Below are 14,271 nucleotides of genomic sequence, written 5' to 3'. Positions count from 1 at the left end.
CGAGGCCTCGAAGCTCCCGTGCGCATTGGCGTCCATGGCCGGTGGCGCTTCCCGTTGCGCCGGTGCCAGCCGGCTCATGGCCTCACTGCTCAAGCCGGTGATTTCGCTGAGCCGGGCCCGCATCAGCGCCTTGAGGTTGGCCCCAGGCACTTGGTCGATCAAAGGCGCCGCCAAGGTTGCCATGTGAGCCTTGCCTTCCAGCGAGCGCGGGTCCGCTTCTTCGGACAACTGCTGGAAGAAATAATCCGCTAGCGGTTGTGCGTGTTGTGCAATACGCGCTTTGAAGGCATCCAGGCCTTCGGCACGAATCAGCGTGTCCGGGTCTTCGCCTTCAGGCAGGAACAGAAAACGTGCCTTGCGGCCGTCCTGCAGGCTGGGCAACGCGGCTTCCAAGGCGCGCCAGGCGGCATTACGGCCTGCCTGATCCCCGTCAAAGCAGAACAGGATGCTGGGCACAATGCGAAACAACCGCTTGATGTGCTCTTCGCTGGTTGCCGTACCCAAGGTCGCAACGCCGTTACGCAAACCCTGCTGGGCCAGCGCAATCACGTCCATGTAGCCTTCGACCACAATCACTTCATCGAGGTTGCGATTGTACTTGCGCGCTTCGAACAGCCCGTAGAGCTCCTGCCCCTTATGAAACACCGGTGTTTCCGGAGAGTTCAGGTATTTGGGCTTGTCGTCGCCCAGCACGCGCCCACCGAAAGCAATGGTTCGCCCGCGGCTGTCGCGTATGGGGAACATCACCCGATCACGAAAACGGTCATACCGTTTGCCGGTTTCGGCGTTTTCAATCAGCAAGCCTGAATCGATCATGGCCCGCTGCTGCAGTGTATCGCTACCTAGGTGCTTGAGCAGGTTGTCCCAGCCCGGTGGGGCAAAACCCAGGCCGAAATCCCGTGCAATTTCACCGGTAAGCCCCCGGCCTTTCAGGTATTCCACGGCGCTTTTGCGCGCGGGGCTTTGCCGAAGGGCCTGGCGGTAGAAATCCGCTGCTGCTGCCAGCAGCGGGTACAGCGGAGAGTCCGTTGGCTGACGGGGTTTGCTTCCGCGCCGAGACTCTTCGCGTGGCACTTCCATGCCCGCAGCCTTGGCCAGGTCCTCGACCGCCTGGACGAAATCCAGGTTGTCGTGGTCCATCACGAAACCGAGGGCATTGCCCCCTGCGCCGCAACCAAAGCAGTAATAGAACTGCTTGTCGGGGCTGACGCTGAAAGAGGGCGTCTTTTCCTTATGGAACGGGCAGCAGGCGGTAAAATTCTTGCCGGCTTTTTTCAATTGAACGCGTGCGCTTACCACATCCAGGATGTCGGTGCGGTTCAGCAGGTCGTCAATGAAGCCTTGCGGGATAAGCCCGGCCATTCCATGCCCTCAGGCTAAGGTGTGGAGGGGACAAGATGTTTAGCACCTAGGCAGTGCACTACGCAGCGAGCGGCGTGTAACCAAGCGGGGAGAGTAAGGCGTTTGGATCGCGGTTGGCAGCACAAGGCCGCCCGCCGGAATAACCTGATACACAATTGCCAACAGCCCGGCGTTTAAAGGCCGGGCCAGACAAATGCTTGCAGCGAACGCCTATTAGTACAGGCGAACGGCGCGGCGCTGTTCGCGCTGGACTTTCTTGGCATGACGCTTGACTGCGGCTGCAGCCTTGCGCTTGCGCTCGGAAGTCGGCTTTTCGTAAAACTCGCGGCTACGAACTTCAGCCAGTACACCGGCTTTTTCGCAGGAGCGCTTGAAACGACGCAGAGCTACGTCGAAGGGTTCGTTCTCTTTAACTTTGACGGCTGGCATCCAGGGCTACCTTAATTCATTACCGGGGCAACGTACCCCTGCATAAAGCGCGGTGGAATACGTCGGTTTTCAAGGGTTGCGGATGTTACCCCTTGGAGGCGCGGAATGCAAAGCCTCTGATCGAAAACCGCTGGTCGGCGCCGCGGGCCACGACTATGATGCGCGCCTTCGTTACCGCCTCGGCAAAGGCTATTGATACCCATGCTAGTACTGGGACTGGAAACATCCTGCGATGAAACGGGCGTTGCGCTGTACCACAGCGAGCATGGCCTGCTCGGCGACGCGCTATTCAGCCAGATCGATCTGCACCGCGTCTATGGCGGTGTAGTACCTGAACTCGCCTCACGCGATCACGTCAAGCGCATGCTGCCCCTGATCCGGGAAGTGCTGGGCCAGGCCGGTCGCACCGCCCACGATATCGACGCCATCGCCTACACCGCAGGCCCTGGCCTGGTAGGCGCGTTGCTGGTCGGCGCCTCCTGCGCTCAAGCCATGGCGTTTGCCTGGGGCATTCCTGCGTTGGGCGTGCACCACATGGAAGGCCACCTGTTGGCCCCTATGCTGGAAAGCAACCCTCCTGCATTCCCCTTTGTAGCGTTGCTGGTGTCAGGCGGGCACACCCAACTGGTGCGAGTCGACGGCATCGGCCGCTACGAGCTGCTAGGTGAAAGCCTGGACGACGCGGCCGGCGAAGCCTTCGATAAAACTGCCAAGCTGATGGGCCTGCCGTACCCAGGCGGGCCGGAAATCGCACGCTTGGCCGAGCAGGGCACCATTGGTCGCTTCACGTTCCCGCGGCCAATGACAGACCGCCCTGGCCTGGACTTGAGCTTCAGCGGCCTGAAAACCTTTACGCTCAATACCTGGCAGCAGTGCAAGGCCGCAGGTGATGACAGCGAGCAGACCCGTTGCGACATTGCATTGGCCTTTCAGCAAGCCGTAGTGGATACGCTGGCCATCAAGTGCAAGCGGGCGTTGAAGCAAACCGGCCTCAACCAGTTGGTGATTGCCGGGGGGGTGAGTGCGAATCAGGCGTTGCGCACGTCGCTGGAAGCCCTTACGGCTCAGCTGGGCGGTGGGGTGTTCTACGCACGCCCCCGCTTCTGTACGGACAACGGGGCGATGATTGCCTATGCCGGTTGCCAGCGGCTACTGGCAGGCCAGCACGAGCAACTAGGTATTCATGTTCATGCACGCTGGCCCATGGAGCAATTGCCGCCGGTTTAAAAATGCCGTTCGTGCCCGCTTAGAAGGGCCCGCAGGTTGGCCCGGTGGCGCCATACAATCAGCACTGTGAGCACCGCCATGGGCAGCAACGCCTGGGGCGCTTTCCAGGCTAGCAATGGCAACGTAAGCGGGATGGCCGTGAGGGCCGCCAGCGAAGCGGTGCGGCTGAGTGCGAAGGTCAGTAGCCATACGCTCGCGGCCAGGGCCAGAGCAGGTGGATACAGGCCCAGGAGAACGCCGGCTGCAGTCGCAACGCCCTTGCCGCCTCGGAAATTGAAATACAGCGGAAACAGATGGCCAATCACTGCACACAGGCCAACCCAGGCCTGGGCTTGCAAGCCCAGCCCCAGCGCGTTGGCCAGCAGTACAGGTGCCACGCCCTTGAGAAGGTCGCCCAACAGGGTCAGTATGGCCAGCTTGCGCCCTGCTACCCGTAACATGTTGGTGGCGCCTGCGTTGCCTGAACCGCTCGCACGGGGGTCCGGCATGCCGGCCTGGCGGCTGAGCAGGATGGCGAAGGACACGGAGCCAAGCAGGTAGGCCAGGGCGGCCAGTAACCAGGACATGCTAACCCTTCCGAGCGTGGACGTTCGGATTCTAACGGCGCAACGCGCCTTTGTCGTTACAGGAGAGGTACGTGGACATCGTGTTCATCGAAGGGCTGGAGGTCGATACCGTCATCGGCGCCTATGACTGGGAGCGTGAGATTCGCCAATGCTTGCGGCTGGACTTCAGTTTTGGCTGGGACAACCGTTTGCCTGCCGCCGATGATGACCTCACCCAGGCGCTGGACTACGCCAAGGTGTCCGAGGCCGTGCAAGCCTTTGCAGAAACCGCACGCTTTGAGTTGGTGGAAACCTTCGCCGAGCGCCTGGCAGCGATCCTTATGAATGATTTTTCCATCACCTGGTTGCGTGTACGGGTTACCAAGCCGGGTGCCGTTCCCGCGGCCAAGGGCGTAGGCGTGGAGATCGAGCGCGGATGCCGCTGACCCGTGTCTACCTGGGGCTCGGTAGCAATATCGACCGCCATGCACACCTGCAAGCGGGGCTGGATGCCTTGGCGTGCGTGCTGGACGATATGCGCCTGTCGCCTGCATTCGAAAGCGAAGCCGTGGGCATCAAGAGCGACCCATTCATCAACCTGGTGGTGACCGGCCTGACCGACTTGCCGCTGATGGTGCTAGACCGCAAGCTCAAGTTCATCGAAGCAGACAATGGCCGCTATGCACCCGACCGCAAAGGGCTACCGCTCGATATCGACGTGCTGATGTATGGCCAGCAGGTAGGCAATTTCGATGGGCTGGTGCTGCCGCGTGCCGAAATTCTGCGCAATGCCTTTGTGCTATGGCCTTTGGCATTGCTGGCCCCGGACACGCTACACCCCGGCGAGGGGCGCAGCTTTGGCAGCCTTTGGGAAAGCGCAACCATTGACCAGCGCCTTGAGCCAGTGCCTTTCCACTGGCAACCCAAGGGGCAGGGCTAAGCAGCCCCCCTGCAATAGTCAGCCACGGCGTGCAGGCGCGCCTGCTTCAATGCCTCGCCCAAGGCTGGGCCTGAAAAGCCTGCCTCAATCAGTGGCTTTACCGCCACCCCGCGCACGGCGGCTGCCAGGTCATGCAGTTGGGTGGCCAGCGGGTCCGGCTGCTGGCCCTGAGCACGCAGGGCCAGTGCGCATACTTGCACGAACTCCTCGAAGCGTTGCGGGCGCCGGTACACATCGAACGCCTGCAGCATGTCCAGCAGCGGTTGCGGCCCGAGTGCGACGCCCCGGCAAGCCTGGCCTGCGTAGCGGTCGCTGAGCTGAGCCAGCTCCTGGCACTCCCGTGGCACCTTGAACCGCTGGCTAAGGGCGAGCACGGCCGGTTCCCCCAAGCCCAAGAGCAGGCTGGCCCAGCGCACGGTAAGGGGCTGCTCCGCCTGGGCAGCCAGCTGAAGGCTGTTCAGGTTCGAGTCGCCTAACGTCTCAAGTTCTGGAAAGAGCACGCCCAGCGCGCCACAGGCCGTTAATACCTCGAAGAAAACGCGCGGTGTAGGCTCCATCAGTGCACGGGAAATTTCTTTCCAACTGCGCTCCGGCGTCAGCGCTTGCAGTTCGCCAGAGGCGCTTAGGGTGTGCATCAGCTCAAGGGTTTGAGGGGCAATGCGGAAACCTAGCGGGGCATAGCGGGCGGCGAACCGCGCCACGCGAAGCACACGCAAAGGGTCTTCAGCAAAGGCGGGGGCGACATGGCGTAACCAGCGACCGTTCAGGTCAGCCCGGCCACCGTAAGGGTCTATGAGGTGGCCATCGTCGTCTTCGGCCATGGCATTGATGGTCAGATCCCGGCGTAACAGGTCCTCTTCAAGGGTAACCTCCGGGCTGGCATGGAACACGAAGCCACCGTAGCCGCGGCCACTTTTGCGTTCGGTGCGAGCCAGGGCGTATTCCTCCCCAGTGGGAGGGTGAATGAACACGGGAAAGTCTGCGCCTACTGGGCGGTAGCCCAGGTCCAGCATGTCTTGCGCAGTGGCGCCTACCACCACCCAATCCACATCCGTAACAGGCAGGCCTAGCAATTGGTCGCGGACGGCACCGCCGACCTTGTACATTTTCATGGGGTTCTCCTTCAGCGCCACAGGATATACCCATGGCGCAGAAGGATCAGCTCAGAGGTGAACCACGGCCATGTCCAAGCGACCATAGTCACCGTCGCTGTGGTCAGCGCGCGGCGGTACGTGATGGGTTTTCACAATACGGTCGCCTTGTACGGTTTCCAGATGTACGTCGAAGCCCCACAGCCGATGAAGGTGCTTGAGCACCTCTTCGGTAGACTCCCCAAGGGGTTTACGGTCGTGCTGCTGGTGGCGAAGCGTAAGGGATCGGTCGCCGCGGCGATCAATACTGTAGATCTGCACGTTCGGTTCTCGGTTGCCCAGGTTGTATTGGGCCGCCAAGGTTTCACGGATCAGCCGGTAGCCGTCATCGTCGTGAATGGCGGGCACCATTAGGTCATCGCGTTGGTCGTCATCCAGAATACTGAACAGCTTGAGGTCACGGATAACCTTGGGCGACAAGTACTGCAGGATGAAGCTCTCATCCTTGAAGCTGCCCATGGCAAACTTGACCGTCGAAAGCCAGTCACTGCCGGCTATTTCCGGGAACCAGCGTCGATCTTCGTCGTCGGGGTTTTCGCAGATGCGACGAATGTCGCGGTACATGGCAAAGCCCAGCGCATAGGGGTTGATACCACTGTAGTACGGGCTGTCATAGCCCGGCTGGAACACTACGCTGGTATGGGATTGCAGAAACTCCATCATGAACCCGTCGGTCACAAGCCCTTCGTCATACAGGTCATTCATGAGTGTGTAATGCCAGAAGGTCGCCCAGCCTTCGTTCATCACCTGGGTTTGCCGCTGGGGATAGAAGTACTGAGCAATCTTGCGCACGATTCTTACCACTTCACGCTGCCAGCCCTCCAGCAATGGCGCATGCTTTTCAATAAAGTACAGAATGTTTTCCTGCGGCTCAGGCGGGAACCGCGAGTGATTCTGATCACTGACTTTTTCCATGGCCTTGGGAATGGTTCGCCACAGGTCATTGATCTGCCGCTGCAAGTGTTCTTCGCGGTCTTTCTGGCGGCGGCGCTCTTCTTCAGCGGAAATAGGGTAGGGCCGCTTGTAGCGGTCCACCCCGTAGTTCATCAGGGCATGGCAGGAGTCCAGTAGCTCTTCTACGGCATCGATGCCATGGCGCTCTTCGCACTGCATGATGTACTGCTTGGCAAACACCAGGTAGTCGATGATCGAACTGGCGTCTGTCCAGGTGCGGAAGAGGTAATTGCCTTTGAAGAAGCTGTTGTGGCCATAGCAGGCATGGGCAATGACCAGCGCCTGCATACCGATGGTGTTTTCCTCCATCAGGTAGGCGATGCATGGGTCAGAGTTGATCACGATCTCGTAGGCCAGGCCCATTTGCCCACGGGTGTAGGATTTTTCCGTACTCAGGAAGTGCTTGCCATAGGACCAGTGGTGGTAGCCCAAAGGCATGCCCACCGAGGCATAGGCATCCATCATCTGTTCGGCCGTGATGACTTCGATCTGATTAGGGTAAGTATCCAAGGCATAGCGTGCTGCGATACGGCCTATTTCACGGTCGTAGGCCTGGATTAGCTCGAACGTCCATTCCGAGCCAACGGACAGCGGTTGACGCTTCTGTTCTCTCGCGTTCATGTCACAAGCCTGCGCTGGAAAAGTTCACGGAACACCGGGTAGATGTCCCCGGCTGTCACTAACTGTTGCTGGGCGAACGTGTCTGGGAAGTGATCCCCGATCCGCTCGTACTCGAACCATAGGGCCTGATGCTCCCGTGGCGTAATCTCTACATAGGTGTAGTACTGCACGTGAGGCATGATCTGCTTGGTCAGAATCTCCCGGCAGAGGGGCGAGTCATCGTTCCAGTTGTCCCCGTCCGAGGCCTGGGCGGCATAAATGTTCCAGTCGTTACTGGGATAGCGCTCGGCCATGATTTCCTGCATCAGTTTCAAGGCGCTGGACACAATGGTGCCGCCGGTTTCCCGGGAATAGAAAAACTCCTCTTCATCCACCTCGCGGGCGCTGGTGTGGTGCCGAATGAACACCACTTCGATCTTGTCGTAATTACGCTTGAGGAACAGGTACAGCAGGATAAAGAAACGTTTGGCGATGTCTTTGGTTGCCTGGGTCATGGACCCTGACACGTCCATCAGGCAGAACATCACCGCCTTGGAACTGGGGTTGGGGTGCTTGACCAGCAGGTTGTATTTCAGGTCGAAGGTATCGAGGAACGGCACCCGATGAATGCGAGCGCTGAGCTTTTCCACTTCTGCTTCAAGTAGCTGGATATCGCCGAAGTTGTCAGGTTCTTCCCGTCGCAAACGCTCCAGTTCAGCTTTCGCCTCGCGTAGCTTGGCGCGGCTGCTGCCTGATAGCGCGATACGCCTGGCGTGGGCGGAACGAAGGGTGCGCACGATGTTGATACGGGAAGGGTTGCCTTCGTTGGCAATACCGGCCCGCACCGTTTTAAACGTTTCCGAGCCTGTGAGGTGGCGTTTTACAAGGTTAGGCAGTTCAAGGTCCTCGAACATGAATTCGAGGAATTCTTCCTGTGTAATCTGGAATACGAACTCGTCCATGCCTTCGCCGGAGTTGCCTGCCTTTCCAGCGCCTTTCCCACCCCCTCCACCCTGAGGGCGGGGGATATGCTGGCCTGAGGTGAACTCCTTGTTACCAGGGTGAACGGTGGTTTGCTTGCCACCGCGGCCGTGGTGAAGTACGGGCTCATCGATATCGCGGCCAGGAATGCTGATCTGCTCGCCATGTTCCATGTCCGTGATGGAGCGACGGCTTACGGCTTCTTCTACTGCTTTCTTGATGTGGTCACGGTACCGCCGCAGAAACCGCTGGCGGTTCACCGTACTTTTGTTCTTGCCATTCAGGCGTCGGTCGATCACATAACTCATCAGAGCCCCTCCGGAGGCTGACGCAGCTTCAAGCCGTAAGCTTCAAGCTACAAGAAAGAGCAGCCACCGCGGTTGCAAGTTAAGGCGCCAGGTAATGCCCGGCGCCGGGTAGCTTGCAGCTTGCGGCTTGATACTTGCCGCTTTCTCCTACTGAGACTTGCGCACGCGCAAGTACCACTCCGACAGCAACCGCACTTGCTTGTCGGTATACCCACGCTCGACCATACGGGTAACGAAGTCGTTGTGTTTCTGCTGGTCCTCTTTGCTGGCTTTGGCGTTGAAACTGATAACCGGCAGAAGGTCCTCGGTGTTGGAGAACATTTTCTTTTCGATTACCACACGCAGCTTCTCGTAGCTGAGCCAGGTTGGGTTCTTGCCATTGTTATTGGCACGCGCACGCAATACGAAGTTGACGATTTCGTTGCGGAAATCCTTCGGGTTACTGATGCCGGCTGGTTTTTCGATTTTCTCCAGTTCTTCGTTCAGGGCTACCCGGTTGAGGATTTCGCCGGTTTCCGGATCGCGGTACTCCTGGTCTTGAATCCAGAAGTCAGCGTAAAGCACATAGCGGTCAAAGATGTTTTGCCCGTATTCGCTATAGGATTCCAGGTAAGCCGTCTGGATCTCCTTGCCGATGAACTCGATGTAGCGAGGGGCAAGGTACTCTTTCAGGTAGCGCAGGTAGCGCTCTCGTGTTTCGGCAGGGAATTGCTCCTGCTCGATCTGGTGCTCCAGCACGTAAAGCAGGTGAACAGGGTTTGCCGCCACTTCGTGAGGGTCAAAGTTGAACACCTTCGATAGAATCTTGAAGGCAAAGCGCGTAGACAGCCCGTTCATGCCTTCGTCGACACCCGCTGAATCTCGGTATTCCTGAATGGACTTGGCCTTAGGGTCTGTGTCCTTTAGGTTTTCGCCGTCATACACGCGCATCTTTGAATAGATATTGGAGTTGTCGGGCTCCTTGAGGCGTGAAAGCACCGTGAATTGCGCCAGCATCTTCAGCGTATCCGGGGCGCAGTGCGCTCGGGAGAGCGAGCTGTTGACCAACAGCTTGTCGTAGATCTTGATCTCGTCGCTGACGCGCAAGCAGTAGGGCACCTTCACGATGTAGATCCGATCGATAAAGGCTTCGTTATTTTTGTTGTTGCGGAAGGTATGCCACTCCGATTCGTTCGAGTGCGCCAGCAGTACACCGGTAAAGGGGATGGCACCCAACCCTTCCGTACTGTTGTAGTTGCCTTCCTGCGTAGCGGTCAGCAAGGGGTGGAGCACCTTGATCGGTGCCTTGAACATTTCCACGAATTCCATCATGCCTTGGTTGGCACGGCACAGCGCGCCTGAATAGCTGTAGGCGTCTGCGTCGTTCTGCGGGAACTCCTCAAGCTTGCGGATATCCACCTTGCCCACCAGGGCAGAAATGTCCTGGTTGTTTTCATCCCCAGGCTCGGTCTTGGCCAAGGCAATCTGGTTGAGGATGGAAGGGTAGAGCTTGACCACTTTGAACCGGCTGATATCGCCACCGAACTCCGCCAGGCGTTTGGTCGCCCACGGGGACATGATGGTGTTCAGGTACCGCTTGTCGATGCCGTAATCTTCTTGAAGGATGTCACCGTCTTCGGCCACGTTGAACAGCCCCAGCGGGGACTCGAACACAGGCGACCCTTTTATGGCGTAGAACGGCTCCTTTTCCATCAATTGCTTGAGTTTTTCTGCAAGCGAGGATTTGCCGCCGCCTACCGGGCCCAGCAAGTAAAGGATCTGTTTCTTCTCTTCCAAGCCCTGCGCGGCATGGCGAAAGTAGGAGACGATCTGGTCGATGCAGTCTTCCATCCCATGGAAGTCCTTGAACGCCGGGTAGCGCCGGATCGTCTTGTTGGAAAAGATGCGGGACAGCCTGGAGTTGTTCGCCGTTTCCACCAGTTCCGGCTCGCCGATGGCCGTAAGCAAGCGCTCGGCCGCAGACGCATAGGCCTTGCGGTCGGTCTTGCAGAGCTCCAGGTATTCCTGAAGCGAGAGTTCTTCCTGTCGCGTGCTTTCGAAACGTTGTTGGAAGTGGCTAAAAATACTCATGACGTCACCTCGCTCGATACCGGAGCCGACGTCGGATCACTCAGCCGATGCTTGGTGGCAGCCGCACGAGCCTGCTGCCATTACCCCCCAGAACATCTGAAAATCTCCACCGATGACCCGCGCGCCGGTGTACCGGCTCTCCCCTGTTTTGGATGGCCTGGGCTTAAGGATAGTTGGTAATCCAGAAATTCAAGGCCGACTGGGGCCTGTTTCATAAACGGAGGGGCGCAAAACCGCCGGGGCGCCCGGAAACGGGGTCCCCTGCGGGTGACTCAGATGACAAAAAAATTCAGCTGGGCGCTGGCGGATCTATTTCATCAGGAAACGTTGTACGCCAGCTTTCAAAACCGCCATCAAGACTATAGACGTCCGAAAAGCCTTGGCTAGCCAGATAGGCGGCTGCGGCCTGGCTTGAATTGCCGTGATAGCACACGACCACCAGAGGAGCATCCAGGTCAGCCTTGGCAATGAAGTCGTGCAGTGAATGGTTGTCCAGGTGCGTTGCCTGGCGTATATGAGCGCTGGCAAAGGTCTGTGGGTCGCGAATGTCGACCACTACGGCGCCCTTTTCCCTCAGGTTTTGCGCTTCCTGTGGAGCAATGCGTTTGAATTCGGACATGTTGGCTTCTTTACCCCTCAAGGGTTGGGTGAACATTTGCAGCGGTGGAGCTGCAAGGTGTCCACGTTCATCAGTGTCATGGCGTTGCCCCAGACACAGCCTGTGTCCAAAGCAAACACGCCTGGCTCGTTGCAGCGGCCTTCCAGTGCCGCCCAGTGGCCAAAGACAATGCGCACATGGCGGCTACGGCGGCCCTTGTGGCTGAACCAGGGTGCGTACCCCGGTGGTGCATTGTCAGCGCCTTCCTTGCCTTTGAGGTCCAGCTTGCCCTCGCGCGTGCAGAAGCGCATACGCGTAAAGTAATTGGTGATCACGCGCAGGCGTGTGACACCGCTCAGGTCCTTGCTCCACTTGGCCGGCTCGTTGCCGTACATGCCATCCAGGTAAGCAGTGATCAGGTTGTCATCGCGCAGCGCGTTTTCCACTTCAGCGGCATAGCCCAGCGCCTTGCCCAGCGTCCAGTTTGGCGGAATGCCGGCATGCACCATGGCAATGTTGCGTAGCTCGTCGTAATGCAACAGCTTTTGGCCACGTAGCCATTGCACCAGCTCAGGCGCATCGGGTGCATCCAACACTTCTCTGAGCGTATCTCCCTTCTTCAAGCGTTCGATGTTGTACCAGGCTGCAATCAGATGAAGGTCATGGTTGCCTAGTGTGCACACCAGCGAATCGCGGATGGCATACAGAAAACGCAGTGTTTCAAGAGACTGGGGCCCACGGTTCACCAAGTCGCCCACGGACCATAGCTGATCGTGTGCCGGGTCGAAGGCTACCTTGTCCAGCAAACGCTTGAGTGGGTCCAGGCACCCTTGAAGGTCACCGACTGCGTACACTGCCATCAGTGAAGGGCACCTGGAACGGCGAGCCGGAAGGGCGCGATGATGGCATCGAAGGGCGTTCCATCTTCTGCCACCATCTGATAGCTGCCTTGCATGATGCCGACCTGGGTCGCCATGATGGTCCCGCTGCTATAGGTATGGCTTTGCCCTGCGGCGATCAACGGCTGCTGGCCAATCACCCCAGGGCCGCGTACTTCTTCGACCTTGCCATTGCCATCCGTGATAACCCAATGCCGAGACACCAGGCGCGCAGCCATCTGCCCTTCATTACGCACAGTTACGGTATAGGCGAACGCGTAACGCCCTTGGGCAGGGTTCGATTGCTCGACCAGAAAACGGGTGTCGACAGAAACATTTATGCGGTAACGAAGCTCGGGCATGAGGCGGCCTTTAAAGCGAAAGCGGAAAAACAAGCCATACGTGGAGTCTAGGCCATCGAATGATCAATGGCCTGGGCCATGCTCGTGCGCCGATGTGCTATCGGCCAACTGGTCGGCCAAGCGTACGAACGCGGCTAGGTCCAGCTGCTCAGGGCGCAAGCTGCCATCCACTCCGGCGGCTTCGATGGCTGTAGCAGGCAGCAGGGCCTTGAGCGTATTGCGCAGGGTTTTGCGACGCTGGTTGAACGCCTCTCGTACCACGCGCTCAAGCAGGTGATGGTCCTTGGCCGGGTGGGGCAGGGTGCTGTGAGGCACAAGCCGCACAATGGCGGAATCTACCTTTGGCGGCGGGTTGAACGCGCCGGGACCCACGTTGAACAGGTGCTCTACGCGGCAGTAGTACTGCACCATGATCGACAGCCGGCCCCAGTCTCCGCCACCTGGTCCTGCAGCCATACGCTCGACCACTTCCTTCTGCAGCATGAAGTGCATGTCCTTGATCAGGGCAGCATTGCTGAGCAGATGGAAAATCAGGGGCGTGGAAATGTTGTAGGGCAGGTTGCCGACAACACGCAGGCTGTGTGGGGCCGCGCCTAGTTGAGTGAAGTCGAACTTGAGCGCGTCACCCTGGTGCAGGCTGAAATTGCCACGCTCGGCAAAGCGGTGGTTCAGAATAGGCACCAGGTCTTTGTCCAGCTCGATGACGTCCAGCCGGGCATTGCTGGCTAGCAAGCCCTCTGTCAGGGCGCCCTGGCCAGGGCCGATTTCCAGCATGCGGTCGCCTTCACGTGCGTGAATGGCCCGCAGGATGCGGTCGATCACGCCAGCGTCATGGAGGAAGTTCTGCCCGAACCGCTTGCGCGCCCGGTGTTGGTAATGCTCGGTCATTAACGTGCCTCAGCCATTTGATAGGCAGTTTCAAGGGCGACCTGAAGGCTGCCGGTGTCCACCTTGCCGCTACCGGCCAGGTCCAGGGCCGTACCGTGGTCGACTGAGGTGCGAATGATCGGCAGGCCCAGGGTGACGTTGACCGCCGCGCCAAAGCCTTTGTACTTCAGCACCGGCAGGCCCTGGTCGTGATACATGGCAAGCACCGCGTCGCAGTGCTCCAGGTGTTTGGGGGTGAAAAGCGTGTCGGCGGGCAGCGGGCCTACCAGGTCCAACCCTTGAGCGCGCAGGCGCTCCAGCACAGGCTCGATTACATCGATTTCTTCCCGGCCCAAATGGCCGCCTTCGCCCGCATGGGGATTCAGCCCACAGACCAGAATGCGCGGTGCTGACAGCCCGAACTTATCCTTGAGGTCCTGGTGAAGAATACGGGCCACGCGTTCTACGCGGGCCTGAGTAATCGCTTCTGCCACCTCGCGCAAGGGCAGGTGCGTTGTAACCAAGGCTACCCGCAGCCCACGCGTGGCCAGCATCATGACCACCTGTTCGGCACCGCATAGCGCCTGCAGGAACTCGGTATGCCCCGAGAAGGCCGTACCGGCCTCATTGATGACGCCCTTGTGCACCGGGGCGGTAATCATGCCGGCAAACTCGCCCGCCAGGCAGCCTTCGCCTGCGCGGGTAAGGGTGTCGAGCACAAACTGGGCATTGGCGGGGTCCAGCTGGCCAGCTACTACGGGGGCAGCCAAGGGCACATCCAGTACGTAGAGCGTGCCTGCCGGTGCCGGGGTGTCGGGCAACGCCAGGCTGTTCACCGGGTGAAGCGCAACAGCCAGCCCCAGCTGGGTGGCCCGCTCGGCGAGCAGGTCACGGCTGGTAATGGCGATAAGCGGATAGGGTTGGGCGTTGGAAGCCAGCAGCAGGCAAAGGTCTGGACCTATGCCTGCTGGCTCGCCAGGCGTGACGGCAAAACGCATC

14 protein-coding genes and 1 pseudogene are annotated in these 14,271 nt (G+C 59.2%); 3 read left to right on the top strand and 12 right to left on the bottom strand.

What is annotated here, in order from left to right:
- Positions 1-29 precede the first annotated feature (29 nt).
- Positions 30-1,362: pseudogene (dnaG, locus tag HBH25_RS18365) on the bottom strand (DNA primase); the annotation flags it as partial.
- A 213-nt stretch (positions 1,363-1,575) separates the two neighbouring features.
- On the bottom strand, positions 1,576-1,791 hold the full coding sequence (gene rpsU / locus HBH25_RS18360; RefSeq protein WP_002551877.1) for a 30S ribosomal protein S21: 216 nt from the start codon (positions 1,789-1,791) through the stop codon (positions 1,576-1,578).
- 201 nt (positions 1,792-1,992) lie between these two features.
- Between rpsU and tsaD the strand changes: the two genes are divergently transcribed.
- A complete protein-coding gene (gene tsaD / locus HBH25_RS18355; protein WP_168085390.1) occupies positions 1,993-3,018 on the top strand; it encodes a tRNA (adenosine(37)-N6)-threonylcarbamoyltransferase complex transferase subunit TsaD in 1,026 nt (341 codons plus the stop codon).
- Here the strand turns inward: tsaD and plsY are convergent.
- A complete protein-coding gene (plsY, locus tag HBH25_RS18350) occupies positions 3,015-3,584 on the bottom strand; it encodes a glycerol-3-phosphate 1-O-acyltransferase PlsY (protein ID WP_168085389.1) in 570 nt (189 codons plus the stop codon). The genes tsaD and plsY overlap by 4 nt on opposite strands.
- A gap of 71 nt (positions 3,585-3,655) precedes the next feature.
- On the opposite strand from plsY, the gene folB reads away from it, so the two are divergent.
- Together folB and folK are read left to right on the top strand one after the other, a co-directional pair.
- Positions 3,656-4,009: a dihydroneopterin aldolase gene (folB, locus tag HBH25_RS18345; protein WP_168085388.1), complete on the top strand. Its 354-nt coding sequence runs from the start codon at positions 3,656-3,658 to the stop codon at positions 4,007-4,009.
- Positions 4,000-4,503 (top strand): 2-amino-4-hydroxy-6-hydroxymethyldihydropteridine diphosphokinase, encoded by a 504-nt coding sequence (gene folK / locus HBH25_RS18340; RefSeq protein ID WP_168085387.1) that lies wholly within the window; start codon positions 4,000-4,002, stop codon positions 4,501-4,503. The genes folB and folK overlap by 10 nt, the downstream gene beginning before the upstream one ends.
- Here the strand turns inward: folK and HBH25_RS18335 are convergent.
- The 9 genes from HBH25_RS18335 to pdxA all read right to left on the bottom strand — a co-directional run bounded on the left by HBH25_RS18335 (position 4,500) and on the right by pdxA (position 14,270).
- Entirely contained in the window at positions 4,500-5,615 is a 1,116-nt protein-coding gene (locus HBH25_RS18335; protein WP_168085386.1) for a tRNA nucleotidyltransferase/poly(A) polymerase-related protein, read from the bottom strand. The genes folK and HBH25_RS18335 overlap by 4 nt on opposite strands.
- Before the next feature lie 51 nt (positions 5,616-5,666).
- Positions 5,667-7,229, bottom strand: coding sequence for a SpoVR family protein (locus HBH25_RS18330; RefSeq protein WP_168085385.1), 1,563 nt, complete (start codon positions 7,227-7,229; stop codon positions 5,667-5,669).
- Positions 7,226-8,497: a YeaH/YhbH family protein gene (locus tag HBH25_RS18325; RefSeq protein ID WP_168085384.1), complete on the bottom strand. Its 1,272-nt coding sequence runs from the start codon at positions 8,495-8,497 to the stop codon at positions 7,226-7,228. The genes HBH25_RS18330 and HBH25_RS18325 overlap by 4 nt, the downstream gene beginning before the upstream one ends.
- Positions 8,498-8,644: 147 nt before the next feature.
- Complete coding sequence (locus HBH25_RS18320; protein WP_168085383.1) at positions 8,645-10,567, bottom strand: PrkA family serine protein kinase; 1,923 nt, start codon at positions 10,565-10,567, stop codon at positions 8,645-8,647.
- Positions 10,568-10,856: 289 nt separating this feature from the next.
- A complete protein-coding gene (glpE, locus tag HBH25_RS18315) occupies positions 10,857-11,186 on the bottom strand; it encodes a thiosulfate sulfurtransferase GlpE (RefSeq protein WP_168085382.1) in 330 nt (109 codons plus the stop codon).
- Positions 11,187-11,203: 17 nt separating this feature from the next.
- Positions 11,204-12,025, bottom strand: coding sequence for a symmetrical bis(5'-nucleosyl)-tetraphosphatase (locus HBH25_RS18310; RefSeq protein ID WP_168085381.1), 822 nt, complete (start codon positions 12,023-12,025; stop codon positions 11,204-11,206).
- Positions 12,025-12,405: a Co2+/Mg2+ efflux protein ApaG gene (gene apaG / locus HBH25_RS18305; RefSeq protein ID WP_168085380.1), complete on the bottom strand. Its 381-nt coding sequence runs from the start codon at positions 12,403-12,405 to the stop codon at positions 12,025-12,027. The genes HBH25_RS18310 and apaG overlap by 1 nt, the downstream gene beginning before the upstream one ends.
- Before the next feature lie 63 nt (positions 12,406-12,468).
- Positions 12,469-13,293 (bottom strand): 16S rRNA (adenine(1518)-N(6)/adenine(1519)-N(6))-dimethyltransferase RsmA, encoded by an 825-nt coding sequence (gene rsmA / locus HBH25_RS18300; RefSeq protein ID WP_168085379.1) that lies wholly within the window; start codon positions 13,291-13,293, stop codon positions 12,469-12,471.
- On the bottom strand, positions 13,293-14,270 hold the full coding sequence (gene pdxA / locus HBH25_RS18295; RefSeq protein ID WP_178089045.1) for a 4-hydroxythreonine-4-phosphate dehydrogenase PdxA: 978 nt from the start codon (positions 14,268-14,270) through the stop codon (positions 13,293-13,295). Before pdxA ends, rsmA begins: the two co-directional genes overlap by 1 nt.
- Between the last annotated feature and the right edge of the window lies 1 nt (position 14,271).

It is taken from the genome of Pseudomonas quercus, assembly GCF_012033695.1.
Classification (GTDB): Bacteria; Pseudomonadota; Gammaproteobacteria; order Pseudomonadales; family Pseudomonadaceae; genus Aquipseudomonas; species Aquipseudomonas quercus.
The sequence above is the reverse complement of the archived record's forward strand: the minus strand, read 5'-3'. Positions and strand labels throughout refer to the sequence as shown.

Coding starts and splice junctions, on each gene's coding strand:
- folK (WP_168085387.1), top strand. CDS start 4,000: ATGCCGCTGACCCGTGTCTACCTGGGGCTCGGTAGCAATATCGACCGC.
- rsmA (WP_168085379.1), bottom strand. CDS start 13,293: ATGACCGAGCATTACCAACACCGGGCGCGCAAGCGGTTCGGGCAGAAC.
- pdxA (WP_178089045.1), bottom strand. CDS start 14,270: ATGCGTTTTGCCGTCACGCCTGGCGAGCCAGCAGGCATAGGTCCAGAC.
- glpE (WP_168085382.1), bottom strand. CDS start 11,186: ATGTCCGAATTCAAACGCATTGCTCCACAGGAAGCGCAAAACCTGAGG.
- plsY (WP_168085389.1), bottom strand. CDS start 3,584: ATGTCCTGGTTACTGGCCGCCCTGGCCTACCTGCTTGGCTCCGTGTCC.
- HBH25_RS18325 (WP_168085384.1), bottom strand. CDS start 8,497: ATGAGTTATGTGATCGACCGACGCCTGAATGGCAAGAACAAAAGTACG.
- HBH25_RS18335 (WP_168085386.1), bottom strand. CDS start 5,615: ATGAAAATGTACAAGGTCGGCGGTGCCGTCCGCGACCAATTGCTAGGC.
- HBH25_RS18310 (WP_168085381.1), bottom strand. CDS start 12,025: ATGGCAGTGTACGCAGTCGGTGACCTTCAAGGGTGCCTGGACCCACTC.
- HBH25_RS18320 (WP_168085383.1), bottom strand. CDS start 10,567: ATGAGTATTTTTAGCCACTTCCAACAACGTTTCGAAAGCACGCGACAG.
- HBH25_RS18330 (WP_168085385.1), bottom strand. CDS start 7,229: ATGAACGCGAGAGAACAGAAGCGTCAACCGCTGTCCGTTGGCTCGGAA.
- tsaD (WP_168085390.1), top strand. CDS start 1,993: ATGCTAGTACTGGGACTGGAAACATCCTGCGATGAAACGGGCGTTGCG.
- apaG (WP_168085380.1), bottom strand. CDS start 12,405: ATGCCCGAGCTTCGTTACCGCATAAATGTTTCTGTCGACACCCGTTTT.
- rpsU (WP_002551877.1), bottom strand. CDS start 1,791: ATGCCAGCCGTCAAAGTTAAAGAGAACGAACCCTTCGACGTAGCTCTG.